Raw genomic sequence first — 25,370 nt, 5'->3', positions numbered from 1 at the left:
CCCCTTGCGGCAAGGCGGTTTCGGTCCGATATTGGGCGCAACACATCGCCCTCCCCCCAAGGAGCTATCCGCATGACCAATCCCAGGACCGATCTCGACCCGATGGCGCATCATGTGCTGCGCGAAGGCGGCACCGAGCGCGCCTTCACCGGCAAATATACCGACCACAAGGGCGACGGCATGTATCGCTGCGCCGGATGCGGCGCGCCTTTGTTCGACAGCCGCACCAAATATGACAGCGGATCGGGCTGGCCCAGCTATACCGCCCCCGCCGCCGATGCCGCGGTTGCCGAACTGACCGACAGCAGCCACGGCATGGTCCGCACCGAAGTGCGCTGTGCTTCATGCGAAGGCCATCTCGGCCATGTCTTCCCCGATGGCCCCGGGCCGACGGGGCTGCGCTATTGCATCAACAGCGCGGCGCTTGACTTCGAGGGGCGCGCGCCGGAAGAGGCGGAGACGGGCGAAGGCTGAACCACGGCTTTCGCGGGGTTGACGCATCAGGGGCGCAATCAGGGCCAGTCCCTTAAGGTAAGGAATACGGGCTTTGCGCCGCGAACGACAGCAAGCATCGTCGGGAAAATCGCCATCATCGGGTAAAGGACGGGGATCGCCGGGTTCGCCCGCGCCCTCGCGCTGGCGCGTCTGGTTCCGGCGGCTCTTCCGCTGGGGCATCGGCCTCGCGATTGTCGGGTTGATCGCACTGGGCATCGCGGTCGGCATCGCCGTACAGCGCATGCCGAGTTTCGAAGAGCTCAAGAAATCGCCGGCCGGGCAGACGATCCGCCTGCGCGCCGCCGACGGCACGGTGTTCCTGTCGCTCGGCCCCAATTACGGCCGCTGGCTCAGCCTTGGCGAAACCCCGCAGGTGATGCAGGACGCGATGGTCGCGGTCGAGGACCGGCGTTTCCGCTATCATCCGGGGGTCGATCCTGTCGGCATGGCGCGCGCCGCAGCGGTCGCCGCCAAAAATTACGGCAGCGGGCGGCGCATGCAGGGCGCATCGACGATCACCCAGCAGCTCGCGCGGAACATCTTCCTGTCGAACAGCTACACCTGGACGCGCAAGCTGCGCGAAATGGTGCTGGCGATGGCGCTCGAATGGAAATTCTCGAAGGACGAGCTGCTCGAGCTTTACCTGAACAAGGTCTATTTCGGCGGCGGCAGCTATGGCATCGACGCCGCGTCGAACAGCTTCTTCGGTCATAGCGCGACGCAAATGTCGCTGTCCGAAGCCGCCGTCATCGCGGGACTGGTCAAGGCACCCTCGCGTTACTCGCCGACCGCCGACGCGCAGGCCGCGCTCGGCCGTGCCGGCGTCGTGCTCGACGTCATGGTCGATGCCGGGGTGATCACCCGCGCGCAGGCCGACAGCGCCGAACCCGCCAATGTTCAGCTCGCCAAGGAAACCGGCCAGAATAGCGCGCGTTATTTCACCGACTGGGCTCTGCCGCAGCTCGACATGCTGATCGACGAGGGCGCCGAAGCATTGGACGTCTATACGACGATCGACCTTGGCATGCAGCGCGCCGCGACCGCGTCGATCCAGGCCAATACGCCCAAAGGCGTGCAGGGCGCGCTCGTCTCGCTCGACCGCGACGGCGCCGTGCGCGCGATGGTCGGCGGCACCGACTATGTCACCTCCAACTATAATCGCGCGACGCAGGCGCTGCGCCAGCCCGGATCGGCGTGGAAACTCTTCGTCTATATGGCGGCGCTCGAATCGGGCTATAAGGTCGACGATCAGGTCGTCGACGAGCCGGTGACAATCAACGGCTGGTCGCCACGCAACTCGTCGGGGCGTTTTTCGGGCGCGATCAGCCTGCGCACGGCATTCGCCTATTCGGTCAACACCGTCGCGGCGAAACTCGGCGACGAGGTCGGCTTTTCCTCGGTCGCCAATATGGCGCGCCGCTTCGGCATCACCACTCCGATCAACACCCAGCCGTCGATGGTGCTGGGCAGCGCCGAAACGCGCGTGATCGACATGACCGCCGCCTTTGCCGCGGTGTCGCGCAAGGGCGTGTCGGTGCAGCCCTATGGCATCACCAAGGTCACGACCGCCGACGGCGGCCTGCTCTATCAGCGCCCCGCGACAAACGGGCAGGTGCTCGTCGACAATTGGGTCGCGGCAGGGATTACCGACCTGCTCCAGACCGCCGTAGCCACCGGCACCGGCCGGGCAGCGCAGATCGGCCGCCCCGTCGCGGGCAAGACCGGTACGACGTCGAGCAACAAGGACGGCTGGTTCCTCGGCTTTTCGAGCGGGCTGACCACCGGTGTATGGATGGGCCGCGACGACGCGAAACCCGTTGGCGGACTGCAGGGCGGCCGCGCTCCCGCGAAAGCCTTTGCCGACTATATGCGCGTCGCGGTGGCCCGCCGCCCGGTCGAAGCCTTTGATACCGAGGTCAAATTGCCCGAATGGCAGCTTGAGGAAGAAGGCGACGCCTATTTCGGAGCGCCCGATGACGGCGCACTGGTTGATGAAAATGGCATGCCGATCGAGCTGCCCGCAACCGCACCGGTTCCGAACACCGACCCCGTCGCGCCGCCGCCGTCCGAAACGCCCGACGACGGCCCGGTACTCAACCAGCAATGGATCGAGGAACAGACCGGCCGCCGCGCTCCCGGCGAGAATGGCGGACAGACCAAAAACGGCGCGCAGCCGAGAGTCGCGCCGCCCGTGGTCAAAGCGCCGCCCCAAAGGACGCCGCCAGGCGATAACAACTAGGGTTCAGACCGCGAAGCGATAGCGGTGAAGGCCGCGTCCTTCGCGGCGCAGCCAGCCGCGCGCCGCGGCGACATCGCCGTCGTGCAATTCGTCGACCAGCGCGTGAAAATCGGGGCCATGGTCCATGTGGCGCAGATGCGCGACCTCGTGCGCCACCGTCGCGCGGCGGACATGATCGGGCGCCATCACGAGCCGCCAGCTATAGCGCAGGTCGCCGGTCGCGGTGCAACTGCCCCAGCGGCTGCGCGGATCGCCGATCCCGACGCGCCCAAGGGCCAGTCCCGCCGCCGCCGCGATCTCGCGGCTCTCGCGTTCCATCAGTTCGAGCGCCTGCGCCTTCAGCCAGCGCTCGATGCGCCGCCCGATCGTTTCGGCGGGACCGCCCAGCGACAGGCGATCATCGCCCAGCCGGACGGTGCGCGGCGCCGACGGCGTCCATATGATATGGCGGTCAATCCCGAACAGCGGCACCGCCGCGCCGGGTCCGACGATCACCGGGACCGCCGCCTTGCCGACCTGTTCGACCAGCCACTCCTGCTGTTCGGCCGCCCATTTGAGCGCGCGCGCGGCGCTGGCGCGGCGCGGCAGGGTGAGCCGGAGCTCGCCGCGCGCCGAATCGAAGACCAGCCGATAGCGCCGCGACTGGGCGTGATGGACCAGCCGCACCGGCCACGGATCATCGCCGACCCATATTTGCGGGCCGTCGGGCGCGAAGTCAGACGACGCGTTCGACAAGATGATTCTCGAGCGGACCGGCGACATCCTCGCTGACCGTCCAGCCGACGATCGATTCGCCGGCGCGGTGCACCGCCTCACGGTCGCCGCACACCAGATAATGCCAGTCGGGAAGCGGGCGATCCTCGGCGCGCAGGCGATAGGCGCAGCTTTGCGGCAGCCATTCGATGTCATAGACCTTGGACTTGGTCAGCGTCAGGCAGTCGGGGACGTGGCGGCGGCGATGTTTGTAATCGCCGCAACGCGCCGTGGTGAGGTCGAGCAGGCGGCACGCGACATTGGTCGGATAGATGCGGCCGGTGTCCTCATCCTCGATCTTGTGCAGACAGCATTTTCCGCACCCGTCGCACAAGGCTTCCCACTCGCCGGCGTCGAGGCTGGCGAGCGGCGCTTCCCAAAAGGGGCGCCCGCTCGCCCGGCCGGGCGTCATTTCACCCACTTCGCCAACTCGGCGGCGACCGCGGCGGGCGCGCCCTCGTCCGTTTCGGTCGACGGATCGTCGAGCGGCAACAGCGCGAGCGGCTTGCCGTCGGGGCCCATCAAAAAGGCGAGCTGACTGTGCGCCATCAAATAGCGATCGGGCGCCGACCCGTCGACCTTGTGATAGGTTACGACATAGGCCTTCGCCGCTGCGGCGATCTGTTCGGGGGTGCCGGTCAGGCCAAGGAGGCGCGGGTGATAGCGCGCGACGAAGGGCGCCAGCGCTGCGGGCGTGTCGCGTTCGGGATCGACGGTGATGAACAGCGGCGCAATTTTCGCGCCGCGCGCCGCATCATCCTTTTCGAATTGCGCGAGACCGCGCATCAGCTTCTGCAAATCGACCGGGCAGATGTCGGGGCAAAAGCTGTAACCGAAATAAACGAGGCGATACTGGCCCGCGAAATCCGTATCGCTGACGGTCTTGCCATTCTGGTCGGTCAGGGTGAAGGGACCGCCGATCCGCGCGCCTTCCAGCGGCGGGCGGGCGTCTGTCGAGGTAGCCGCGGGGCCGTTGCAACCGGCCAGCGCCGCACCAAGAATCAGCAGCAGGCTTGAACGGGCGAGCTTTTGCCCCATAATTGCGATATTCATCATGCGGCCAGCCTTGGTCGGCTGGCCGCCGAAAATCAACCTTTGTCGTCGCGGATCGCGGCGCACATGCTCCAGGATCGCTCGACTATGTTCCGACGCGCTGAAATCCGCCTCGCCTCCCTTCTTCTTGCCGTCGCGATGGCGGCGGGTGCGGGAAGCGCCGTCCCCGCGCAGGCGCAGTTCCGCGGCGGCTATGCCTTTTTGCAGGCGGTCGAGAGCCGCGACGGGACCAAGGCGACCGACGCGCTGAAGGATGATGCAACGCTCGTCAACACGCGCCATCCCGAAAATGGCGAGACCGCGCTGATCATCGTCACCAAACGCCGCGACCTCAACTGGGTGCGCTTCCTGATCAGCAAGGGCGCCGACGCGGCGATCGGCGACCGTCAGGGCGTGACTCCGCTGATGCACGCCGCGCTGCTCAATTTCGCCGATGGCGCCCAGGAATTGCTCGAGCGCAAACCCCCGGTCGACCAGACCAACCGGCGCGGCGAAACCGCGCTGATCCTGGCAGTGCAGGCGAAAAATGTCGCAATGGTCCGCCTGCTGGTCCGCGCCGGCGCCAATCCCGACAAGGCCGACCATATCGCCGGCATGTCGGCGCGCGACTATGCCAAGCGCGACGACCGCACCGGACAGCTGATCGCGCTGCTCGACGCCAAGGCTGACGCAGCCCCGACCCGCGAGTTTGGACCGACATTCGGACCCAAATGATCGGCGCACCAATCGCGCAATGTGATATCCTGATTGACAGTCACATTATAATGTGAGACATGAGTCGCATGTCCACACAGCTCATCGACCGTATCCGTGCCATCGTCGACGACGGGACCATGTCCCGTTCCGGCCTGGCGCGCGCTGCGGGCCTTCACGCCAACAGCCTGCGCGATCTGGAATCGCCCGGCTGGAACCCCACCGCCGAGACGCTGCGCAAGCTCGAGAACTGGCTCGCGAACGGCAGCGACCTGTCGCCGATGGCCACCCCCGAAGAAATTATCGCCGAGGCGCGCAACGGCCGGATGTTCATCCTGGTCGATGACGAGGATCGCGAGAATGAGGGCGATCTGGTCATCCCGGCGCAGATGGCCACCCCCGATGCGATCAATTTCATGGTCACCCACGGCCGCGGCCTCGTCTGCCTGACGCTGACCCGGCACCGCGTCGAGGAACTGGGGCTCGAACTGATGAGCCGCAACAATGGCACGCGGCACGAAACCGCCTTCACCACCTCGATCGAGGCACGCGAAGGCGTCACCACCGGCATTTCGGCGGGCGACCGCGCACGCACCGTGTCCGTCGCGATCGACGGCGGGAAGACCCGCGACGACATCGTCACCCCCGGCCATATTTTCCCGCTGATCGCGCGCGACGGCGGCGTCCTCGTCCGCGCCGGCCATACCGAGGCCGCGGTCGACATCAGCCGGCTCGCCGGCCTCAACCCGTCGGGGGTGATCTGCGAGATCATGAACGACGACGGGACGATGGCGCGGCTCGACGACCTCGTCCCCTTTGCGCGGCGCCACGGGCTCAAGATCGGTACCATCGCCGACCTGATCGCCTATCGCCACCGCAACGACCGGCTGGTCGAATGCGTGTCCGACGAGCCGTTCGAATCGGATTATGGCGGCGAATGGCGGCTGAAATCCTATCGCAACAAGATCGACGGCACCGTCAATCTGGTGCTGCAAAAGGGCGCGGTCGATCCCGCGGGCGTAACGCTGGTGCGGATGCATCCGGTCTCGATCTTTGACGACATCATGGGCCAGCCCGGACCGAAGAAGCGCCGCCTGCAGCGCTCGATGGAAGCCGTCGGCGAAGCCGGTGCGGGCGTCATCGTGATGCTGATGCGGCCGCTTCCGGGCTCCGCTGCGGCCGAAGCCGTGCCCCCGCCGTCGGGCGGCATGGACCTGCGCACCTATGGCATCGGCGCACAGATCCTCGCCGACCTCGGCGTTCACGCGATGGAGCTTCTGACCCCGTCGCACACCAATATCGTCGGGCTGGAAGGCTATGGCCTGTCGGTCGTCGGCGAACGCTCGATCCCCGGGGAGGCCGAATAATGGCGCATGTTCTGATCGCCGAAGCGCGCTTCTATTCGCACCTCAACGACATGCTGCTCGACGGCGTGCGCAGCGCGCTCGAGGCCGAGGGGCATAGCCATGAAACCGTGACCGTCCCCGGCGCGCTCGAACTTCCCGCCGCCATTGCGCTCGCCGCCGAGAGCGAGCGTTATAGCGCCTATGTCGCGCTGGGCGTCGTCATCCGCGGCGAAACCTATCATTTCGAGGTCGTGTCGAACGAGAGCGCGCGCGGCATCATGGCGCTGACTCTCGACGGCCTGGCCATCGGCAACGGCATATTGACCGTCGAGGATGAAGAACAGGCGCTTGCGCGCGCCGACAAGACGCGCAAGGATAAGGGCGGCGAAGCGGCGAAGGCCGCGCTCGCCATGCTGGCCCTGAAGGAACAATTCGGCATTGGTTGATCGCCCACCCCCCAGCCGGTTTTCCGTCGTCGAGCGCGGCGGCCGGCTGGTGGTGATCGACAAGCAGACCGGCCAGACCCCGCCGACGGCGGCCGAACGCATGGCCGTTCATGATCGCAAAACGGGCGTCGAGCCCATTCGCCCCGCCAAACCGGGCGCTGCGGCCGATATGTCCGCCGCAGCACGCACCGAATCGGGGCTGAGCGCGCGGCCTGCACCGGCGCAGCAGAAAACAGCGCCAACGGCTAGGCCCGTCAGGCAGCCATGGAGCCAGCCGCCGACCGACCGACCCGCCCTGAAATCCGGGCCGGCAACCGCGCGGGCCACCAGCCGTCCGGCGCCGCAAGCCGGCGGCGCGCGGAAAACGATCGTCACCGGCAAATGGTGGGACGCCAAGGGCCCGCGCACGATCGAGCTCGGCCCTCAGGGTCAGGCGAAGCTCAGCAGCGGTTTCGTGACCCTGTTCATCGTCACATTGTTCGCCGCAACCGTGGCGCTGCTCGTCGAGCCGCTTTTGCTCTTCGTTGCCGCCATCCTGCTGTTCCGGTTCGGCGGCAAAATACTCGGGCCGATCGGCGCAAGCCTCGTCGACAAGGCGCTCGCCGAGAAGGGTTAGCTTAAAACGATCCTCCCCATCGCTTCGCGACAGGGAGGATCAGAGACCGCCTTACGCCGTTACCAATGCCGGATAATCGGTGTAACCGACTGGCCCCGGTGCATACCAGGTCTGCGGATTGTCGGCCGACCATTCGGCCCCATGCTTGATCCGCTCGACCAGATCGGGGTTGCCGATGAACGGGCGGCCAAAGGCGATCGCGTCGGCGAGTCCGCTGGCAAGCGCCGCCTCGGCCTGTGCGACATCATAGTCGCTGTTGAGGATCAGCGGCCCCTTGAACGCCTGCCGGATCGCCGGCGACTGTTTCGGAACATCGGTCTTGCCGAAGGTGCCGTCGGGGCCGGGTTCGCGCAGCTCGAGGAAGCCGATGCCGAGCGCGTCGAGCGCCGCGGCCGCGGCCGGGAACAGCTTTTCGGGCGCGCTGTCGTCGACGCCCTGCGTCTCGCCATTGGGCGACAGGCGAACCGACACGCGGTCCTTGCCCCACACGCCGATCAACGCTTCGGTGACTTCGCGCAGCAGGCGGATACGGTTTTCGACCGGACCGCCATAATCATCGTCGCGCAAATTGCTGCCGTCGCGCAGGAACTGGTCGATCAGATAGCCATTGGCGCCGTGAAGCTGGACCCCGTCGAACCCGGCGCGCTTCGCATTTTCGGCGGCCTTGACATAGTCGTCGATCACCCGCGGGATTTCGTCGAGGCGCAGCGGCCGCGCCACTTCATATTCGAACCGGCCGACCGGGGTGTGCGCCTTGCCGGGTGCCTGCGTGGCCGACGCCGAAACCGGCGGCTGGCCGTCGTTGAACACCGAATGGACGACGCGGCCCATATGCCAGAGCTGCGCGACGATGCGCCCGCCGGCTTCGTGCACCGCCCCGGTCACCGGCTTCCAGCCCTCAACCTGCGCGTCGGTCCACAGGCCGGGTGCCGAAGGCCAGCCGAGCCCTTCCTGCGAAATGCCGGTGGCTTCCGAAATGATCAGCCCCGCCGAAGCGCGCTGGCGATAATAGTCGCGCGCGAGCTCGTTGGGGACGAAACCCGGCCCGGCGCGGCCGCGCGTCAGCGGCGCCATGATGATGCGGTTCGGCGCCTCGATGGCGCCCAGCGAAATCGGATCGAACAGTGATATCGTCATACAAACTCCACTGGAGACTTTCCCCGCGACGTCCCGACCGGGCGCCGCTATGTGCTCCAAAGCTATGAACGCCTTCTCCCCCAGGCAAGCATGGGTTGTAAAAGAAAATCTATATGACGATCAAGGATCAGGGCTTTGACGTTGCGGGCGTCGCGCCGCCACCCGGCGCGAGTCGCTGGGCCTTTGCCGCTTTGCTCGGCGGCAATATCGCGCTCGCGGTGGGCGCGGTTTTCGTACGGCTTGCCGACACCGGCCCGATCGCGTCGGCATTCTGGCGCATGGCGCTCGCGCTGCCGGTGCTCGCCTTTTTCGCCTGGCGCGAAAGCGGCGGACGCGCGCCGCCGCGCGGCGGCATCCTCATCGCCGTCGGCGCGGGCATCTTTTTCGCGCTCGACCTGATGGCGTGGCATCTCGGCATCCTCCAGACCAAGGTCGCCAATGCGACCCTGTTCGGCAATTGCACCAGCCTGCTGCTCGTCATCTGGGGCATCGTCCAGATGCGCCAGTGGCCGCGCGGCTGGCAGGCGATCGCCATTGTGCTGGCGTTCGCAGGATCCGCGATTCTGATGGGGCAAAGCTATGAATTGTCGCCCGCCTATCTGGCCGGCGACCTGCTCAGCCTGCTCGCGGGACTGCTCTACACCGGCTATGTCCTGTTGATGCAGCGCGTGCGCGGCACGCTGGGGCCGTGGACCGCGCTCAGCCTGTCATCCGCCGCCTGCGTCCCGCTGCTCCTCGGCACCGCGCTCGTCCTCGGCGAAGTGGTGATGCCGCAGAACTGGACCCCGGTCATCATGCTCGCCATCACCAGCCAGATCATCGGCCAGGGGCTGCTGATCTGGGCGCTGCCGCGCTTTTCGCCGCTGATCATCGGGCTGACCCTGCTCGTCCAGCCTGCGGTCGCCGCGCTCGCCGGCTGGTGGGCGTTCGGCGAGTTGCTCGGCCCGATCGACATTTTCGGCGGGATGATGGTCGCCGCGGCACTGGTGTTGATAAGGTTGCCGAGCCGCCGCGCACAGCCTATCTGACTCCCATGGCCTCGATCCTTCCCGCCGACCCGACCCTCGACGAAATCCGTGCCGCGCTCGCGCCGCTGATCGCAGCGGGCGCTGCGTTCGATGGCTTCGGCCCGGCCGCGCTCGAAGATGCGGCGCAGCGGCTGCGAATCGACGCCGATGTCGCGCGGCTCGCCTTTCCCGGCGGCGGCCGCGACATGGTCGACGCGTGGTTCGCCGACATCGATACCGCGATGGCCGAACGCTGGCCCGCCGAAAAACTCGCCGGGCTCAAGATCCGCCAGCGCATCCTGACCCTCGTCGAAACGCGGATCGACCTGATCGCGGACAAGCGCGAATCGCTGCGCCGCGCGCTCGCGCTGCTCGCGCTGCCGACCAATGCGCCGCATGCCGCCAAGCTCGGCTGGCGCGCCGCCGACCTGATGTGGCGGCTCGCGGGCGACACCGCAACCGACTATAATCATTACACCAAACGCGCGATTCTCGGCACGGTCTACGCCTCGACGATGGCGGTGTTCCTGAACGACGAAAGCGAGAATTTTGCCGATACCCGCGCTTTCCTCGCGCGCCGGATCGACGCGGTGATGCGTTTTGAAAGCTGGAAGCATCGCCGTTCGGCGCGCAGCATCGAACGGCCCAGCCTCGCGCGCTTCGTCGGGCGGTTGCGCTATCCCGGCCGGTAATCATAAATTACAAACGAGGGCTGGCGCTCCCCTGCTGTTATTGATAATCGCTCGCAAATGATTACTGCTTTGCTCGACAAGGCGCCGCTGGGCGTCGCGGTCCGGATCGCCCGCATCGACTGGGATGCGATGTCGCACGACGAAGGACGGCGCCTGCGCGAATTCGGCCTGATGGAAGGGTGCGAAGTCACTCCGCTGCACCGCGGCAGCATTTTCTCGCGCGATCCGCTCGCGCTGACCATCGGACGCATGAAAGTGATCATTCGGGCGCGGCAAGCCGCCGCCATCAGCGTCGAGCCCGCGGCATGACCGGCGCCATTCCCTCGATCGCGCTCGTCGGCAATCCCAATGCCGGAAAATCGAGCCTGTTCAACGCGCTGACCGGCGCGCGGCAAAAGATCGCCAATTATCCCGGCGTCACCGTCGAACGGAAGGCGGGGCATGCGAGCTTCGCCGACGGCCGCCCGATCTCGCTGATCGACCTTCCCGGCACCTACAGCCTGACCCCGTCGAGCCTCGACGAGGCGGTCACGCGCGACGTCATCCTCGGCCAGCGCGAGGGCGAGAAGCGCCCCGATGCGCTGGTCGTCGTGCTCGACGCCGCAAATCTCGACAACCATCTGTGTTTCGCGCTCGAACTGCTCGCACTCGATCTGCCGACCGTCATCGCGCTCAACATGGTCGACCTCGCCGAGCGCGACGGGCTGACGCTCGACGCCGCGCGCCTGTCAAAGGAGCTCGGCGTCCCTGTCGTTCCGACCGTCGCGGTGCGCAAGCGCGGCCTGACCGAATTGCTCGCCGCGGTCGATGGCGCGATCCTGGCGCATCCCGCGCGCGGAGCCATCGCGCCCGCCGAAGCCAATGACGCGTCGCTGCACCAGCGCGCCCGCACGCTGGCGCGCGCGGCGATCCTCAGGGAAACGCCGGTACGCCGCTGGACCCAGCGGGTCGACAATATCGTCCTGCATCCGGTCGCCGGCCTCGTCATCCTGCTCGCGCTGATGTTCGTGATGTTCCAGGCGGTCTATGCCGCCGCCGAGGCCCCCGCCGACTTCCTCGAAGGCGGAATCGGTGTGATCCAGCAATGGGTCGTCGCAACCTTCCCCGACAATTTCCTGCGCGGACTCGTCGTCGAAGGTCTGCTCGCGGGGGTCGGCGCAGTCGTCGTCTTCCTCCCGCAGATCCTGATCCTCTTCCTCTTCATCCTGCTGCTCGAGGCATCGGGCTATATGACCCGCGCCGCCTTCCTGATGGACGGGCTGATGGGCAAGGTCGGCCTGTCGGGGCGCGGCTTCATCCCGCTGCTGTCGAGCTTCGCCTGCGCGGTACCGGGCATCATGGCGACGCGCGCGATCCCCGACGAAAAGGACCGGCTGACGACGATATTGATCGCGCCGCTGATGACCTGTTCGGCGCGGCTTCCCGTCTATGCGCTGATCATCGCCGCCTTCATCCCCAACCAGACCGTCGGCGGATCGCCGGTCGGACTGCAAGGGCTGGTGCTCTTTGGCCTCTATCTGTCGGGGATCGTCGGCGCGCTTCTCGTCGCCTATGTCCTGCGCCGCACGGTGGCCAAGGGCGCCGCGGCGGGCTTTATGATGGAGATGCCGCGATACCAGATGCCGCGGCTGCGCGACATCGCGATCGGCCTGTGGCAGCGCGCATGGATCTTCCTGCGCCGCGCCGGCACGATCATCGCGATGACCACCGTTGTCCTGTGGCTGCTGCTCACCTTCCCGCAGGCGCCCGAGGGCGAAAGCCAGGTCGAATACAGCATCGCCGGACGCATCGCGAGCGGGCTCGAGGTCGTCGTCAAGCCGATCGGTTTCAACCATGACATCGCGCTCGCGCTGATCCCCGCGATGGCAGCGCGCGAGGTTGCGGTGTCGGCGATGGCGACCGCAAACGCGATCGACGCGGGCGACGACGAAGAGGCGATGGCGCAGTCGCTCGGTGACCGCCTGCAGGGCAAATGGAGCATCGCCACCGCGCTCGCTTTCCTCGCCTGGTTCGTCTTTGCGCCGCAGTGTATTTCGACGATTGCCATCACCCGGCGCGAGACCAACGGGTGGAAATGGCCAATGTTCATGGTTGGCTATTTGTTCCTGCTCGCCTATGCCGCTGCAGGTATCACTTATTGGACAGCCGTCGCCTTTGGCCTAGGCTGATCCCCCATCTTAATAGCGGAGCGGAGCGGCGATGGCTGGCAGCGTCAACAAGGTAATTTTGATCGGCAATCTGGGCGCCGATCCCGAAATCAAGTCGTTCCAGAACGGCGGCAAGATCGCGAATATCCGCATCGCGACGTCCGAACAGTGGAAGGACCGGATGACCGGCGAGCGCAAGGAGCGCACCGAATGGCATCAGGTCGTGATCAATGGCGAAGGGCTGGTCGGGGTCGTCGAACGCTTCCTGAAAAAGGGCAGCAAAGTCTATATCGAAGGCTCGCTTCGCACCCGCAAATGGCAGGACCGCGACGGCAATGACAAATATACGACCGAGATCGTGATCGCGGGCATGGGCGGTACGCTGACCATGCTCGACGGCGCGCCCGGCGGCGGCGGATCGCGCGGCGGCAGCGGCGGCGGCGGTGACGACTGGAGCGGCGGCGCATCGGGCGGTGGCTCGGGCGGCGGCTGGAACCAGGGCGGCGGCGGTTCGTCGGGTGGCGGTTCGAGCGGCGGTGGCTTTGGCGGCGGCGCCAGCAGTGGCGGCGGTGGCCGTCCGCCCTTCGACGACGATCTCGACGACGACGTTCCGTTCTGAGCTTAGCCTGAGGCGATGACGACCGACATCATGACCGCCGCCGATGTCGCGCGCGGCGTGTGTCGGTTGTTCGCCCAGCAGGGGCTCGTCGCAATCCCCGAAGTGCCGCTGCCCAACGGGCGGCGCACCGACCTCACCGCCATCGACGCCAAGGGCCGGATCACTATCGTCGAGATCAAGGTCAGCCGCGCCGACTTGCACGGCGACGGCAAATGGCCCGACTATTGCGACTGGTGCGACCATTTTTACTGGGCGCTGGCATCGGGGCTCGACCCCGCGATCCTCGAAACCCCCGACTATCGCCCCGAAACATCGGGGCTGATCATCGCCGACCGCTATGGCGCGGCGGTGGTGCGCGAAGCGGCGAGTTGCGACCTCGCCCCGGCGCGGCGCAAGGCCGAATTGCTGCGGATCGGACGGCTGGCGATGCGGCGGTCGATGCTGGCTGCCGACCCCGAGATCGGCCTGTTTCCCTAGTCGCTATCGATCCGCGCCGAATCAAAACCCGCTTCATATTGCGGCGCCCCATCGGCGATACACACCCATGGCGCCTTCGATCCGACGAAGATATGCGCCGCATATCCGCGAAAGCCGGGATCATCATCGAGCAAGCCCGCCGGAACAAAGAAGAATTTGCCATTCTTGTCGCTGTGCGGCGCCGGGCTTCCGCATTGCCGGCAAAATTGAGACGTCCATTCCGTGTCCCCCGGCACCGGGAAGCGCTGGATCAGCGACTCCCCCGCCAGCCAGCGAAAACCGGCGGCCGACGCATAGAACACCGCATTGCCGTCGGTGCCCGAAACCTTTCGGCATTTTGAACAATGACATTGCCCGGCGGGTCCAAATTTCCCGTCGATTTCGAAACGGATTCCGCCGCACAGACAGGAACCCCGGATCGGCTGTGCCATTGGCAATCCTCCGCGCTGTTTGCGATCGCGTCAGCCCCGCACTTGCTGCATCCGCGCGAGGTAGCGCGCGAGAATATCGATCTCCAGATTGACCGGCCGCCCCGCCGCGGCTTCGTCGAGGGTCGTCATCGCCTGCGTATGCGGGATGATGTTGAGCGTGAAATGCGCCTCGCCGCCCGGCTGGTCGGTCACGTCGTTAACCGTCAGCGACACGCCGTCGACGGTGATCGAACCCTTGGGCGCGATATGCGCCGCGAGCGTCGCGGGCGCGGCGATGGTGACGGTGACGCTGTCGCCGACCGGGACGACCGACACGACCTGACCCACCGCATCGACATGGCCGGTGACGATATGTCCTCCCAGCTCGTCGCCGACCTTCAGCGCGCGTTCGAGGTTGAGGCGGCGGCCCGCATCCCACATGCCGGGCGCGGTGCAGGCGAGCGTTTCGGCGCTCGCGTCGATCGCGAACCAGTAGCCGTTATCGTCGGCTCCCTTGTCGACGACGGTCAGGCACGCGCCCGAACACGCGATCGACGCGCCAAGGTCGATCGTGCCGGTGTCATAGACGGTGCCAATGATCAGCCGCGTGTCGCCGCGATCCTCGCGGCTACGGATGGTGCCAATGTCGGTGATGATGCCGGTGAACATAGGGGGTGATTATCCTTCTCTGACCCGCTCGTAGACGTCGAGCTGGTCGCTGCCAAGCTGGCGGCTGTCGGTGCTTCTCCAGCGCCCGTGGGCACTGGCGAGGTCGGTCAAACCGAGATCGCCAAGCGCGGGCCGGCCGCCGCCGATCAGGATCGGCGCGCGATAGAGGAGCAGGCGGTCGACGCGGTCGGCGGCGAGAAAGGCCGAGGCGGCGCCCGCCCCGCCCTCGACCAGCACCGAATCGACCCCGGCCAGCGAATCGAGCGATTCGGGGGATGCGATGGCGGCCCAGCCTTCAGGCGCCGCGCCGCGGGTGAGGAGCAACCGCTGCGGGCTGCGCTGTTCCAGCCCCGCCAGCCGCACGTCGAGCTTTGGCGCGTCGGCGTCGCGCGTTCCGCGCCCGACGAGAATCGCCTGGTACCGCGCGCGCTCCAGATGCCCATGCGCCCGCGCACGATCCCCGGTGATCCAGCGGCTCGTGCCGTCGGCGAGCGCGATGCAGCCGTCGAGCGAGGTTGCGAGCTTCAACGTCACAAACGGCCGCCCACGCGTCGCGCGCGACCACCAGGGCGCCATCGCCGCGCGCGCGCCGTCGGTCAGCACGCCTTCGGTCACTGCAATTCCGGCAGCGCGCAGCCGTGCGATGCCCGCGCCATTGGTGCGCGGGTCGGGGTCCTGCACCGCGACGACGACGCGCGCGATGCCCGCGGCGATCAGCGCGTCGGTACAGCAGGGTCCGCGCGCACTGGCGTGGGCGCAAGGCTCGAGGCTGACATAGGCGGTGGCCCCCCGCGCCGCGCCGCCAGCCGCGGCGAGCGCCACCGCTTCGGCATGCGGGCGGCCGCCGGGCCGGGTCCAGCCGCGGCCAACGATTTTACCGCCAGTGACAATCACACAGCCGACATTGGGATTGGGCGCCGACGCCGGACGCCCGCGCTCCGACAGCGCGATGGCGACGGCCATCCAGTCGGTGTCGGCGGGTGGGCGCTGCATCCGGGTTTAGCGGTCGGTCGCCGGGGCAGCGGGGGGGGCCGCCTGCGAACCGCGCGCGGCGCGTTCGGCGATCGTCGAGCGCTTCGGCGGTTCGGGCTTTTTCTTTGCCGCCTCCGCAGCCTCGTCACCCAATGTTTCGCGGGTCACCTTGTCGGCTTCGGCCGAATCATATTCGACCCCCATCATGTCGGCGAGCCGCTGATATTCGGCGCGCTTCTCGGCGTTGTGGAGCGTCGTCGCCTTCGCCCGTGCGACCCAATCGGCGCGAATTTCCTCAACGCTGCGGTTCTGGGTCCAGTTTTCGAAATAGATGATCTGTCGCTTCGGCTCTTCATGCGGGATCAGATATTTGGAAAAGCCATAGAAAATGAAGATCGGCAACGCCACCGCGACGCCCCATACCGCCCAGCGGTGCGGGCGCGGTTGACGGATATAGTCCCAGAAATCGGACAGGCCGCCCGTGACATCGACAGTGCTCATCATCTTCATCGCCCCAATTTAGGCGATCTCGCATCATTTTGCGAGGGGCAGAAGATGGCAGCGGATGAGCCTCGTTCGCGAGACGATTGCAAATTTTGCAACTGCGGATGTTCATTTCGCAGTTGCACAATTTATGGTGCGCTGCAATAAGACACTTGCCTTTTAGGCATCCTCTCCCAAAACTTTTACGGGCCGCCCTTCGGGGCGGCCCTTTTTTTCGCCCTCGGCAGACGCCATGCGCGCGCCGCTTCCGCCATGGAGAAACGGGCAGCTTATGCCTGAATCGGAAGTGTTTTTTCGAATCGCCGCACTTCGGCGATGAAACTGCCCGGCAGCGCGGTCGCGCCGCCGCTGTCGAGATCGAGGTGGGCATAGCTGATCTCGATATCGGTCAGCCGCTCCTCGCCGCGGAAGATTCCGCAATGCAGCGTGAAGCTGTCGCGCTCGAAACGGCTGATTCGTGCCGCGATGGTGATCAGCTCATCGAGCCGCGCCGGGCCATGATAATCGATTTCGCAATGAGTCTCGCGAATATCTGTACCATATTGGTGAAAGAAGGCGCCCGGCTGCCCCTCGCCCAGCGCACGAAAATATTCGGTCACCCCGATATCGGCATAAGCCAGATAATGGGCGTTGAAGACGATATTCTGCCCGTCGATCTCGTTGAAGCGGACCCGCACCGTCTCGTGAACACGGAAATCTTCGAGCGGCACATCCCAGTTGGCGCGGTCCATGTCGGCGCTCTCAGGCCGCAAGCGCGGTAAGCGCGCGGTCGACCGGCGCGCAGGCGGCGGCGAGCCAGTCGCGGTCAGCACCGGTCATCCCCGCACCGAGCTTTTCGAGCACCGCGGCATGATAGGCGTCGAGCCAGTCGGCCTCCGCGGACGACAGCAGCGCGCCTTCGATCAGATTCTGCGCGATCGGCGCGAAGGTGATCGTCTCGAACCCCAGCATATCCTCTTCGGCGCCGTCGATCTTCATCGGCACCACGATCACCAGATTCTCGATCCGGATGCCGAATGCCCCTGCCTTGTAATAGCCGGGCTCGTTCGACAGGATCATCCCCGCGTGGAGCGCCTCCTCGGTCCCAGCCTGTCCGCCCGCCGGCTTGGCGATGCGCTGTGGCCCTTCGTGGACCGCCAGATAGGCGCCGACGCCATGCCCGGTGCCATGGGCGTAATCGACCCCGTCGGCCCAAAGATACTGGCGCGCGAGAATGTCGAGCTGGCTGCCGCGCGTCCCCTTGGGGAAGCGCGCCATCGCCAACGCGATATGGCCCTTGAGGACCTGGGTGAAGCGGCGGCGCATTTCGGCGGTAGGCTGGCCGATCGCGATCGTGCGCGTGATGTCGGTGGTGCCGTCGGCATATTGCCCGCCCGAATCGACCAGATAGAGCGTGCCGGTCTCGATCGCGCGGTTCGTCGTCTCATCGACCTTGTAGTGCGGCAGCGCGCCATTCGGCCCCGCGGCCGAAATCGTATCGAAGCTCAGATCGACGAGCCCGCCGCCTTCCTCGCGGAATTCGCGCAGCTTCGCCGCCGCGCCCAGCTCGTCGAGCCCGCCCTGCGGCGCGACTTTTTCCATCCATTGCAGGAAACGCGACACCGCGACGCCGTCGCGGACATGCGCCGCGCGGGTGCCACCCAGTTCGACGTCATTCTTGATCGCCTTGGGCAGCACCGCGGGATCGCGGTGACGTTCGATCTGTGCGCCCGCGGCTTCCAATGCGGTAAAGATCGCCGCGACCGCGCGGTCGGGATCGACCGCGACCTTCTTGCCCTTGAGGTCTGCCAGCGCGCCCTCGAACGCGTCGCGATCATGGATGCGGACGCTGTTGCCCAGATGCGCGCGCACCGCGTCGGTGATCTTTTCGGGCGCGATGAACAGGTCGGCGGTCGCATCGGCGTGGAGCAGCGCAAAGGCCAGCCCGACCGGCGTATGGCTGACATCCGACCCGCGAATGTTGAAGGTCCACGCAATCGAATCGAGCGCGGTCATCACCGTCGTGTCGAGCCCCTTCGCCTTCAGCCAGTCGGCAATTCCCGCGCGCTTGTCGGTCGCCGCCTGACCGGCGAGCCTGGCGTCATGCACTGCGACCGGCGCATCGCTCGGCGCCGGCTGGTCGTCCCACGCCGCATCGAGCGGGTTGACGTCGACCGCGACCAGCTGCGCGCCCTTCGCCTTCAGCGCATGGCCCAGCCCGCGCGCCCAGTCGATGCCGTGCAGCCAGGGGTCGAAGCCGATCTTTTGCCCGGCGCTGGCGTTGGCGCCCAACCATTCGGCGACGCTCGACTGCGGCACGCCGACATAGTCGAACAGTGTCCCGTCGACCTGATCGCGCACCTGTACCGTATAGCGCCCGTCGACGAACACCGCCGCCTTTTCGGGCAGCACCGCCGCGGTCCCCGCCGACCCGCCAAAGCCGGTCAGCCACGCCATGCGCTGCGCATATTCGCCGACATATTCGCTCATATGCTCGTCGCTGATCGGCACGACGAAACCGTCGAGGCCCAGCGCTTTCAGCTCGGCGCGCAGGCGGGCGAGGCGTTCGGCGTGGACGGCGCTGGACCGGGGGGTAGACATGGGAGCTTCCTTGTTCCTACATCGCGGCGATCCCGCCCATATGGGCGACGCTGCGGGAATATTTTGTGATGCGCACTATCTGGATGTTTCTGGCAGCAATTGCCACCCCGCTTGTCGCATCGCCCGCGCTATCTGCCAAAGAGAAAGACCCCATATTGACCAGCTCGACCCCCGCCCTGCCCGCCGCACCGGTTGCCGAACAGCGCCCGCATCAGACGACCCTGCACGGCAAGACGCTGTCCGACCCCTGGCACTGGCTGCGCGACGAAAGCTATCCGGTGATCGATGACAAGGATGTCCTCGACTATGTGAAGGCCGAGAACAGCTATTTCGACGCGGCGATGAAGCCCCACGCCGCGCTGGTCGAAACCCTGTTTCAGGAGATGAAGGGCCGGATCAAGGAAGCCGATTCGAGCGTGCCGCAGAAGGACGGCGACTGGGTTTACTGGGTCGAATATGAAGAGGGCGCCGAATATAAGAAATGGTATCGGAGGCCCGCCGCCGGCGGCGATGCCGTCCTGATCCTCGACGAGGTCGCGATGGCGAAGGACAAGGACTATTTCCGCCTGTCCGAACTGTCGATCAGCCCCAACGGCAAGCTGATGGCCTATTCCTTCGACGACAATGGCTCCGAACGTTTCGAGGTGCGCGTGCGCAATCTCGAAACCGGCGCAATGCTCCCCGACGTGATCCCCGGCACCTTGTCGTCGCTGGTGTGGACCGCGGGCAATGACGCGATCCTCTATGGCCTCGCGAACGAGAATTGGCGCACCGACAATGCGCGGCTGCACGTCCTCGGCACCCCGCTCGGCGACGATAAATTGCTCTATCAGGAACCCGACATCGGTTTCGGGGTCGGGATCGGCAAGACCGCCGACGACAAGTGGATCGTCATCGCGACCGGCGACAATGAAACGAGCGAGGTGCGCCTGCTCCCCGCCGACAATCCGCTCGCCGAGCCGGTGATGGTGTCGCCGCGCCAGAAGGGCCGCGAATATAGCGTCGATGTCCGCGAAAAGACGCTCTACATCCACACCAACGACGATCACGCCAATTTCCGCGTCGCGACCGCCAGCCTCGCCAGGCCGGGCGCGTGGACGACGCTGATCCCCGGATCGGATTCGACCTACATCACCGGCCTCGCGATCTTCCGCGACTATTTCGTCCTCGAAACGCGCGAAAACGGCCTCGATCAGGTCGATCTGCGCCACTATGACGCGCCGTTGACCGCTGGCCGGATCAAATTCCCCGAGGCGACTTATGTCGCAGGACTCGGCGACAATCCCGAATATCATCAGGACAAATTGCGGCTCGACTATGAATCGATGGTCACTCCCGACACCGTCTATGATTATGATATCGCGACCGGAAAGCTCGAAACGCTGAAGGTGCAGGAAATTCCGTCGGGTTATGACGCTTCGCAATATGTAACCGAACTGGTGAACGTCAAAGCACGCGACGGCGTGATGGTCCCAACCTCGCTCGTCTATAAAAAGGGCACGCCGCGCGACGGCAGCGCGCCGATGCACCTCTATGTCTATGGCAGCTACGGCTACCGCGTCCCGCCGGGTTTCTCGACAACGCGGCTCAGCCTCGTCGATCGCGGGATGATTTATGCGATCGCGCATGTCCGGGGCGGCGATGATCTCGGCCGCGCCTGGTATCTCGCGGGCAAAACCAACCATCGCAAGAACAGCTTCAACGATTTCGTCGATGTCGCCAAAGGCCTGATCGCGCAGAAATATACGAGCGCGGGCAAGATTTCGATCGAGGGCCGTTCGGCGGGCGGACAGGTGATGGGTGCGGTCTATAACGAAGCCCCCGAACTGTGGGGAGCGGTGCTTGCCGGCGTGCCCTTCGTCGACGTCATCAACACGATGGTCGACGAAACGTTGCCGCTGACCCCCGGCGAATGGCCCGAATGGGGCAATCCGGTCACCGACAAGGCGGCGTTCGACTATATGCTGTCGTACAGCCCCTACGACAATGTGACCGCGAAAGCCTATCCGCCGATGCTGGTGTCGGCCGGCCTCAACGACCCGCGCGTGACCTATTGGGAGCCCGCCAAATGGGTCGCCAAGCTGCGCGCCACCCGCGCCAACGACGCGACACTGCTGCTGCGCACCAACATGGGCGCGGGCCACGCCGGGAAATCCGGCCGTTGGAGCGCCCTACGCGAGGATGCAGAAGAGTTTGCCTTCGTGCTGACGCAGCTGGGGGTGGAGAAGTAAGCCCCCGGTTCCATTCACGAAAATCTAACCACTGACAGCTAGCCTCCGTTCCACGAACGGGGGTTAGCATGTCATTTCGAACCTGGCTTTTTGCCGCCCTTCTGGCGGTCCCGCTCATCGGCATCTCGATGGCGACGCTCGATCGGATGATAAATTATACGCCGGTGATGGCGGCGACGACCGGCGTCGAGGCCATATGCTACCTCTATGCAGAGGAGGACGGCCTGCTTTCCAAAACGACCATAACGAGTGAGAGCCTCCCTTGCGACAAGGCTGAAAAGTTGCAGGCAAGCCATCCCGCCTATCGCGACCGGACGGTAAAGGGCGATATGAAAATATCATTCGAATATGTCTCGCCGGCCGACAACCGGCAGCACAGCGGAACGCTCATATATAGTTATGAGCGATACAAACCCCTGATGACATTGGAATATGGCGCCAATCTTCCGATTTTCGCGCATGAAACCGATCCGGCAAAGGTCATGCAGGATTTCGGTTCGCTGGCCTAGACAGTATCCTGCGCGCGCACGAGCGAAGCCGCTTGCAGCAACGGGGCCCGGCTAAATTTCCTCGCCGAGTTGCTCCAGCCATGCCTTGGCCTGCTTGGGTTCTCCCGGGGCGTTTGACCGAACCGGCCCGCGCGACGCCTCGAATTCTTCGTGCAACGCAAAGGGCTCGAGGCCGAGTTGGTCGCGCAACTGGTCGATTTCCGCGCCACGGTCGCACAAATCGGTCACGACAGGCGCCCATTTGGCCTGCATCGCGCGGTCTTTCGTATGCCCGAACAACCCCCACGAACCCGCCGCCGTCTTGCGCAAGGCGTCGAGCAAGGCGAGCCGATATTCGGCCTCCAGCTCTTCGCGGCGGCCGTCGAGGCGCTCGAGGCGATCGGCCCGGCTCATCGGGCCGCCAGATATCCGCGCGCGATCAGGTCGCGCTCCAGCGTCGCCGCATCGCGGAACTGGTGCCCCGCAATGCCCACCGATTCGGCGCCCGCGACATTGGCCGCGACATCGTCGATGAACAGCGCGCCGGCGGGATCGATGCCGAATCGGTCGATCGCGAGGGCATAGATGGCGGGGTCGGGTTTCATCATCTTCTCGGTGCCCGAGACAATGATGTCCTGAAAGCGGTCGAAGACCGGCTGGGTCGGGCGAAAGCCTTCCCAGAATTCATGGCCGAAATTGGTGATCGCGAACAAGGACACCCCGGCCGCGTCGAGTCGCTCGACCAGATCGAGGCTGCCGGGGACCGGGCCGGGAATGGTTTCGTTGAACCGCGTCGCATAGGCATCGATCAGCGCGCCATGCTCGGGGAATTCGGCTTTGCGCTCGGGCAACATCTCGGCAAGCGGGCGCCCGGCATCATGCTGAAAATGCCACTGGGGCGTGACGACATGCGTCACGAACGCTTCGAGTTCGTCGCGGTCGGCGATCAGCTTGGAAAAGAGAAAGCGCAGGTCCCAGTCGAAGAGGACACGGCCGACGTCGAAGATCACGCTGCGGCTGATCATAGGGACTCCACGCACGCGAAAGCGCCGCCGGAAGCATCCGACGGCGTAACGCTGGTCATCAAAAGCAAACGGGGTGAAGCCACCCCGCGCCGGAGCATCAGCCCTGGCGCGCCTTGAAGCGGCGGTTGGTCTTGTTGATCACATAGGTCCGGCCGCGACGACGGATCACGCGGTTGTCACGATGGCGGTCCTTCAGCGACTTCAGGCTGTTGCGAATCTTCATGGCTCTAATCCGATAAACTTGGCGTTGTACGCGAAGCGGCGCAACTATGGCGATGGGCCTAAAAAGTCAACCGCCCCTGCCCAATATTCGTCATCCCGGACCTGATCCCGGATCCGTCACCGCGTCCGATCCCATGGCCCCCGGACCAGATCCGGGGTGACGAGGGGAAAAACCTACCCCGCGAGCGCCTTTTGCCGCCGTCGCTGCACCGACGAGCCATAGCCCATCGCCTCGCGATATTTGACCACGGTACGCCGCGCGATGTCATGGCCCTCGCCCGACAGCTTTTGCGCGATCACTTCGTCGGAGAGGATCGCCTTGGCATCTTCGGCCTCGATCATCGCCTTGATCCGGCTCTTGATCGATTCGGACGACACCGCGCCATCGCCCGCGGTCGCCGAAATTCCGCTCGAAAAGAAATATTTAAGCTCGAACAGCCCGCGCGCGCACGACAGATATTTGTTGCTCGTGACGCGGCTGACGGTCGATTCGTGCATGCCGATTTCCTCGGCGACCTGTCGCAATGTCAGCGGGCGCATATGCGCGACGCCGTGGAGGAAAAAGCCTTCCTGCTGCTTGACGATCTCGCTCGCGACCTTGACGATCGTGCGCTGGCGCTGGTCGAGCGCGCGCACCAGCCAGTTGGCGCCCGCGAGCTGTTCGGACAGCCACGCCTTGCTCTTCGCCGCCGTTCCCTTGGCCAGTTCGGTATAATAGCGGCGGTTGACGAGCAGGCGCGGCAGCGTGCCGCTGTTGATCTCGACCGCCCAGCCCTTCGCTGTCTGGCGGATATAGAGGTCGGGAACCACCGCCTGCGTCGCATCGCCGCCGAATCGCAGGCCGGGCTTGGGATCATATCCGCGCAGTTCGCGAATCATGTCGGCGAGATCCTCGTCATCGACCCCGCAGATGCGCTTGAGCTGCGGGAAGGCGCCCTTGGCCACCAGATCGAGATGCGCGATCATCGTCGCCATCGCAGGGTCGTAGCGGTCGGCCTCGCGCGCCTGAATCGCGATACATTCGGCAAGGTCGCGCCCGCCGACCCCCGACGGGTCGAAACATTGCACCCCCGCCAGCACCTGCTCGATCAGCGCGAGCGGGACGCCGAGCCGCTGGGCGAGTTCGGTGAGGTCGGCGCGCAGATAGCCCGTCTCGTCGATCAGCGCGACGAGCTGCTCGGCGATCATCGCCTCGATCCCGCCAAAGCGTTCGCCGACCTGCGCGAGCAAATGGCCGTGGAGCGTCTCGTCGGCGCCCGCAAAGCTGTCGAAATCAATGCCTTCGCTGTCGGCACCCGACAGCCCGACGCTGTCGCTCGCGCTGTCGTGGTGAAAACTCTCGGCGGTCAGGTCGACGTCGAGATCGTTCGCGGTGCCGGTATCCGACGACAGCGCCTGGTCGGCGTCGAGCGCCGCCGCCTCGGCCGCGGGCGCTTCGTCGCCGGGCCCGTCACCCGGGTCGCCCGCGCTGCCGTCATTGTCGCCGGACGCCGCATCGAGCAGCGGATTGCCCTCCAGCGCCTCGGCCAGATAGGCTTCGAGTTCGAGGTTCGACAGCGCAAGCAGCTTGATCGCCTGCTGCAACTGCGGCGTCATCACCAGCGATTGCGACTGGCGTAAATCGAGACGCGGACCCAACGCCATCGGCGATTACCGCATCACAGGGAGAAACCCTCGCCGAGGTAGAGGCGGCGCACCTCGGGGTCGGCGACGAGTTCTTCCGGCGAACCGGCGAGCAGCACCTTGCCGTCATAGATAATGCACGCGCGGTCGACGAGGTCGAGCGTTTCGCGGACATTATGATCGGTGATCAGCACGCCGATCCCGCGCTTTTTCAAATCGACGACAAGGTCGCGAATATCGCTGATCGACAAGGGATCGATCCCGGCAAAGGGTTCGTCGAGCAGCATGATCGACGGGTTGGCCGCCAGCGCGCGCGCGATTTCGGCGCGGCGCCGCTCGCCGCCCGACAGCGCCATCGCCGCCGAGGAGCGCAGCCGGGTGAGGCCGAATTCGTCGAGCAATTCCTCGAGCCGCCGTTCGCGCGATACCCGGTCGGGTTCGCTGAGCTCGAGCACCGCGGCGATATTCTGTTCGACCGTCATGCCGCGAAAGATCGAAGTTTCCTGCGGCAGATAGCCCAGCCCGAGGATCGCGCGGCGATACATCGGCAGCGACGTGATGTCGGCGCCGTCAAGCATGATGCGCCCGGCGTCGGGCCTCACCAGCCCCATGATCGAATAGAAACAGGTCGTCTTGCCCGCGCCATTGGGGCCGAGCAGGCCGACGACCTCGCCCTTGCCGACCGACAGCGACACGTCGGACAGGACGACGCGCTTGTCATAGCTTTTGGCGATCGACACCACTGCAAGACCGTTGCCCGCCGCCGCGTCCTGCTGGACATGCGCGCGATGCTCGGTGACGCCATGATCGCCATCGGGAGCCAGCGGTGCCAGAGTCGGTTCGTCGGTCATAAGCTCGTCGCTTCCTGTGAAGGCATGTGCGGGCGTTACCCGAGGAGCGCGCCGAACGTCAATCTGGCAAGCTAT

General features: G+C 65.6%; 29 protein-coding genes. 14 read left to right on the top strand and 15 right to left on the bottom strand.

Annotated elements, in window-relative coordinates; translation table 11 throughout:
- Positions 1 to 72 precede the first annotated feature (72 nt).
- Both msrB and AC1RRJ_RS12530 read left to right on the top strand, forming a co-directional pair.
- Positions 73 to 474 carry a peptide-methionine (R)-S-oxide reductase MsrB gene (gene msrB, locus AC1RRJ_RS12535; protein WP_493123154.1) on the top strand — a complete coding sequence of 134 codons (402 nt, stop codon included), beginning with the start codon at positions 73 to 75 and terminating at the stop codon, positions 472 to 474.
- A gap of 73 nt (positions 475 to 547) precedes the next feature.
- On the top strand, positions 548 to 2,734 hold the full coding sequence (locus AC1RRJ_RS12530) for a transglycosylase domain-containing protein (RefSeq protein ID WP_493123152.1): 2,187 nt from the start codon (positions 548 to 550) through the stop codon (positions 2,732 to 2,734).
- Positions 2,735 to 2,737: 3 nt separating this feature from the next.
- Here the strand turns inward: AC1RRJ_RS12530 and AC1RRJ_RS12525 are convergent, their stop codons facing one another.
- Genes AC1RRJ_RS12525 through AC1RRJ_RS12515 form a run of 3 tightly spaced genes read right to left on the bottom strand, consistent with a single transcriptional unit; the run spans position 2,738 to position 4,543 of the window.
- Positions 2,738 to 3,469, bottom strand: a complete 732-nt coding sequence (locus tag AC1RRJ_RS12525; protein ID WP_493123150.1) for a M48 family metallopeptidase — start codon at positions 3,467 to 3,469, stop codon at positions 2,738 to 2,740.
- Complete coding sequence (locus tag AC1RRJ_RS12520) at positions 3,450 to 3,899, bottom strand: YcgN family cysteine cluster protein (RefSeq protein WP_493123148.1); 450 nt, start codon at positions 3,897 to 3,899, stop codon at positions 3,450 to 3,452. The genes AC1RRJ_RS12525 and AC1RRJ_RS12520 overlap by 20 nt, the downstream gene beginning before the upstream one ends.
- Positions 3,896 to 4,543 (bottom strand): SCO family protein, encoded by a 648-nt coding sequence (locus tag AC1RRJ_RS12515; RefSeq protein ID WP_493123146.1) that lies wholly within the window; start codon positions 4,541 to 4,543, stop codon positions 3,896 to 3,898. The genes AC1RRJ_RS12520 and AC1RRJ_RS12515 overlap by 4 nt, the downstream gene beginning before the upstream one ends.
- A gap of 84 nt (positions 4,544 to 4,627) precedes the next feature.
- Here AC1RRJ_RS12515 and AC1RRJ_RS12510 point away from each other — a divergent pair, with 84 nt between their 5' ends.
- The 4 genes from AC1RRJ_RS12510 to AC1RRJ_RS12495 all read left to right on the top strand — a co-directional run bounded on the left by AC1RRJ_RS12510 (position 4,628) and on the right by AC1RRJ_RS12495 (position 7,641).
- Entirely contained in the window at positions 4,628 to 5,254 is a 627-nt protein-coding gene (locus AC1RRJ_RS12510) for an ankyrin repeat domain-containing protein (protein WP_493123144.1), read from the top strand.
- Between the two features lie 68 nt (positions 5,255 to 5,322).
- A complete protein-coding gene (gene ribB, locus AC1RRJ_RS12505) occupies positions 5,323 to 6,600 on the top strand; it encodes a 3,4-dihydroxy-2-butanone-4-phosphate synthase (protein WP_493123142.1) in 1,278 nt (425 codons plus the stop codon).
- Positions 6,600 to 7,025, top strand: coding sequence for a 6,7-dimethyl-8-ribityllumazine synthase (gene ribH / locus AC1RRJ_RS12500; protein ID WP_088473706.1), 426 nt, complete (start codon positions 6,600 to 6,602; stop codon positions 7,023 to 7,025). The genes ribB and ribH overlap by 1 nt, the downstream gene beginning before the upstream one ends.
- Complete coding sequence (locus AC1RRJ_RS12495; protein ID WP_493123139.1) at positions 7,018 to 7,641, top strand: hypothetical protein; 624 nt, start codon at positions 7,018 to 7,020, stop codon at positions 7,639 to 7,641. Before ribH ends, AC1RRJ_RS12495 begins: the two co-directional genes overlap by 8 nt.
- 51 nt (positions 7,642 to 7,692) lie before the next feature.
- On the opposite strand, the gene AC1RRJ_RS12490 is transcribed toward AC1RRJ_RS12495, so the two are convergent.
- Positions 7,693 to 8,778 carry an alkene reductase gene (locus AC1RRJ_RS12490; RefSeq protein WP_493123137.1) on the bottom strand — a complete coding sequence of 362 codons (1,086 nt, stop codon included), beginning with the start codon at positions 8,776 to 8,778 and terminating at the stop codon, positions 7,693 to 7,695.
- Positions 8,779 to 8,891: 113 nt separating this feature from the next.
- Here AC1RRJ_RS12490 and AC1RRJ_RS12485 point away from each other — a divergent pair, with 113 nt between their 5' ends.
- The 6 genes from AC1RRJ_RS12485 to AC1RRJ_RS12460 are packed head-to-tail and all read left to right on the top strand — an operon-like array spanning position 8,892 to position 13,720.
- Complete coding sequence (locus AC1RRJ_RS12485; RefSeq protein WP_493123135.1) at positions 8,892 to 9,806, top strand: DMT family transporter; 915 nt, start codon at positions 8,892 to 8,894, stop codon at positions 9,804 to 9,806.
- A 5-nt stretch (positions 9,807 to 9,811) separates the two neighbouring features.
- Positions 9,812 to 10,477, top strand: coding sequence for a COQ9 family protein (locus tag AC1RRJ_RS12480; protein ID WP_493123133.1), 666 nt, complete (start codon positions 9,812 to 9,814; stop codon positions 10,475 to 10,477).
- A 57-nt stretch (positions 10,478 to 10,534) separates the two neighbouring features.
- Complete coding sequence (locus AC1RRJ_RS12475) at positions 10,535 to 10,786, top strand: FeoA family protein (RefSeq protein ID WP_493123131.1); 252 nt, start codon at positions 10,535 to 10,537, stop codon at positions 10,784 to 10,786.
- Complete coding sequence (gene feoB / locus AC1RRJ_RS12470; RefSeq protein WP_493123129.1) at positions 10,783 to 12,645, top strand: ferrous iron transporter B; 1,863 nt, start codon at positions 10,783 to 10,785, stop codon at positions 12,643 to 12,645. Before AC1RRJ_RS12475 ends, feoB begins: the two co-directional genes overlap by 4 nt.
- A gap of 31 nt (positions 12,646 to 12,676) precedes the next feature.
- Complete coding sequence (gene ssb / locus AC1RRJ_RS12465; protein WP_493123127.1) at positions 12,677 to 13,243, top strand: single-stranded DNA-binding protein; 567 nt, start codon at positions 12,677 to 12,679, stop codon at positions 13,241 to 13,243.
- Positions 13,244 to 13,258: 15 nt separating this feature from the next.
- Positions 13,259 to 13,720 (top strand): MmcB family DNA repair protein, encoded by a 462-nt coding sequence (locus AC1RRJ_RS12460; RefSeq protein ID WP_493123125.1) that lies wholly within the window; start codon positions 13,259 to 13,261, stop codon positions 13,718 to 13,720.
- Here AC1RRJ_RS12460 and AC1RRJ_RS12455 read toward each other — a convergent pair.
- From AC1RRJ_RS12455 to AC1RRJ_RS12430, 6 genes are all read right to left on the bottom strand, one after another.
- Positions 13,717 to 14,151, bottom strand: a complete 435-nt coding sequence (locus AC1RRJ_RS12455) for a GFA family protein (RefSeq protein WP_493123123.1) — start codon at positions 14,149 to 14,151, stop codon at positions 13,717 to 13,719. The two genes, AC1RRJ_RS12460 and AC1RRJ_RS12455, sit on opposite strands and share 4 nt — an antisense overlap.
- A 30-nt stretch (positions 14,152 to 14,181) precedes the next feature.
- Positions 14,182 to 14,799 (bottom strand): riboflavin synthase, encoded by a 618-nt coding sequence (locus AC1RRJ_RS12450; RefSeq protein WP_493123121.1) that lies wholly within the window; start codon positions 14,797 to 14,799, stop codon positions 14,182 to 14,184.
- Between the two features lie 9 nt (positions 14,800 to 14,808).
- Positions 14,809 to 15,792, bottom strand: a complete 984-nt coding sequence (gene ribD, locus AC1RRJ_RS12445; RefSeq protein ID WP_493123119.1) for a bifunctional diaminohydroxyphosphoribosylaminopyrimidine deaminase/5-amino-6-(5-phosphoribosylamino)uracil reductase RibD — start codon at positions 15,790 to 15,792, stop codon at positions 14,809 to 14,811.
- A 6-nt stretch (positions 15,793 to 15,798) separates the two neighbouring features.
- Positions 15,799 to 16,281: a hypothetical protein gene (locus tag AC1RRJ_RS12440; RefSeq protein ID WP_493123117.1), complete on the bottom strand. Its 483-nt coding sequence runs from the start codon at positions 16,279 to 16,281 to the stop codon at positions 15,799 to 15,801.
- A gap of 263 nt (positions 16,282 to 16,544) precedes the next feature.
- A complete protein-coding gene (locus AC1RRJ_RS12435; RefSeq protein WP_493123115.1) occupies positions 16,545 to 17,006 on the bottom strand; it encodes an acyl-CoA thioesterase in 462 nt (153 codons plus the stop codon).
- Positions 17,007 to 17,016: 10 nt separating this feature from the next.
- On the bottom strand, positions 17,017 to 18,855 hold the full coding sequence (locus tag AC1RRJ_RS12430) for an aminopeptidase P family protein (protein WP_493123113.1): 1,839 nt from the start codon (positions 18,853 to 18,855) through the stop codon (positions 17,017 to 17,019).
- Positions 18,856 to 18,923: 68 nt separating this feature from the next.
- Between AC1RRJ_RS12430 and AC1RRJ_RS12425 the strand changes: the two genes are divergently transcribed.
- Entirely contained in the window at positions 18,924 to 21,086 is a 2,163-nt protein-coding gene (locus tag AC1RRJ_RS12425) for a S9 family peptidase (RefSeq protein WP_493124124.1), read from the top strand.
- Between the two features lie 68 nt (positions 21,087 to 21,154).
- Positions 21,155 to 21,595 carry a hypothetical protein gene (locus AC1RRJ_RS12420; RefSeq protein WP_493123111.1) on the top strand — a complete coding sequence of 147 codons (441 nt, stop codon included), beginning with the start codon at positions 21,155 to 21,157 and terminating at the stop codon, positions 21,593 to 21,595.
- Between the two features lie 51 nt (positions 21,596 to 21,646).
- Here the strand turns inward: AC1RRJ_RS12420 and AC1RRJ_RS12415 are convergent, their stop codons facing one another.
- The 5 genes from AC1RRJ_RS12415 to lptB form a co-directional block, all read right to left on the bottom strand.
- Complete coding sequence (locus AC1RRJ_RS12415; protein ID WP_493123109.1) at positions 21,647 to 21,988, bottom strand: hypothetical protein; 342 nt, start codon at positions 21,986 to 21,988, stop codon at positions 21,647 to 21,649.
- Positions 21,985 to 22,599 (bottom strand): HAD family hydrolase, encoded by a 615-nt coding sequence (locus AC1RRJ_RS12410; RefSeq protein ID WP_493123107.1) that lies wholly within the window; start codon positions 22,597 to 22,599, stop codon positions 21,985 to 21,987. The genes AC1RRJ_RS12415 and AC1RRJ_RS12410 overlap by 4 nt, the downstream gene beginning before the upstream one ends.
- 97 nt (positions 22,600 to 22,696) lie before the next feature.
- Positions 22,697 to 22,822 carry a type B 50S ribosomal protein L36 gene (gene ykgO, locus AC1RRJ_RS12405; RefSeq protein ID WP_003046794.1) on the bottom strand — a complete coding sequence of 42 codons (126 nt, stop codon included), beginning with the start codon at positions 22,820 to 22,822 and terminating at the stop codon, positions 22,697 to 22,699.
- A gap of 173 nt (positions 22,823 to 22,995) precedes the next feature.
- Positions 22,996 to 24,465 (bottom strand): RNA polymerase factor sigma-54, encoded by a 1,470-nt coding sequence (rpoN, locus tag AC1RRJ_RS12400; protein ID WP_493123099.1) that lies wholly within the window; start codon positions 24,463 to 24,465, stop codon positions 22,996 to 22,998.
- A 14-nt stretch (positions 24,466 to 24,479) separates the two neighbouring features.
- On the bottom strand, positions 24,480 to 25,295 hold the full coding sequence (gene lptB, locus AC1RRJ_RS12395; RefSeq protein WP_493123096.1) for an LPS export ABC transporter ATP-binding protein: 816 nt from the start codon (positions 25,293 to 25,295) through the stop codon (positions 24,480 to 24,482).
- Between the last annotated feature and the right edge of the window lie 75 nt (positions 25,296 to 25,370).

The sequence above is a fragment of the Sphingopyxis sp. GW821-FHT12C06 genome, from assembly GCF_058807415.1.
The sequence above is the reverse complement of the archived record's forward strand: the minus strand, read 5'-3'. Positions and strand labels throughout refer to the sequence as shown.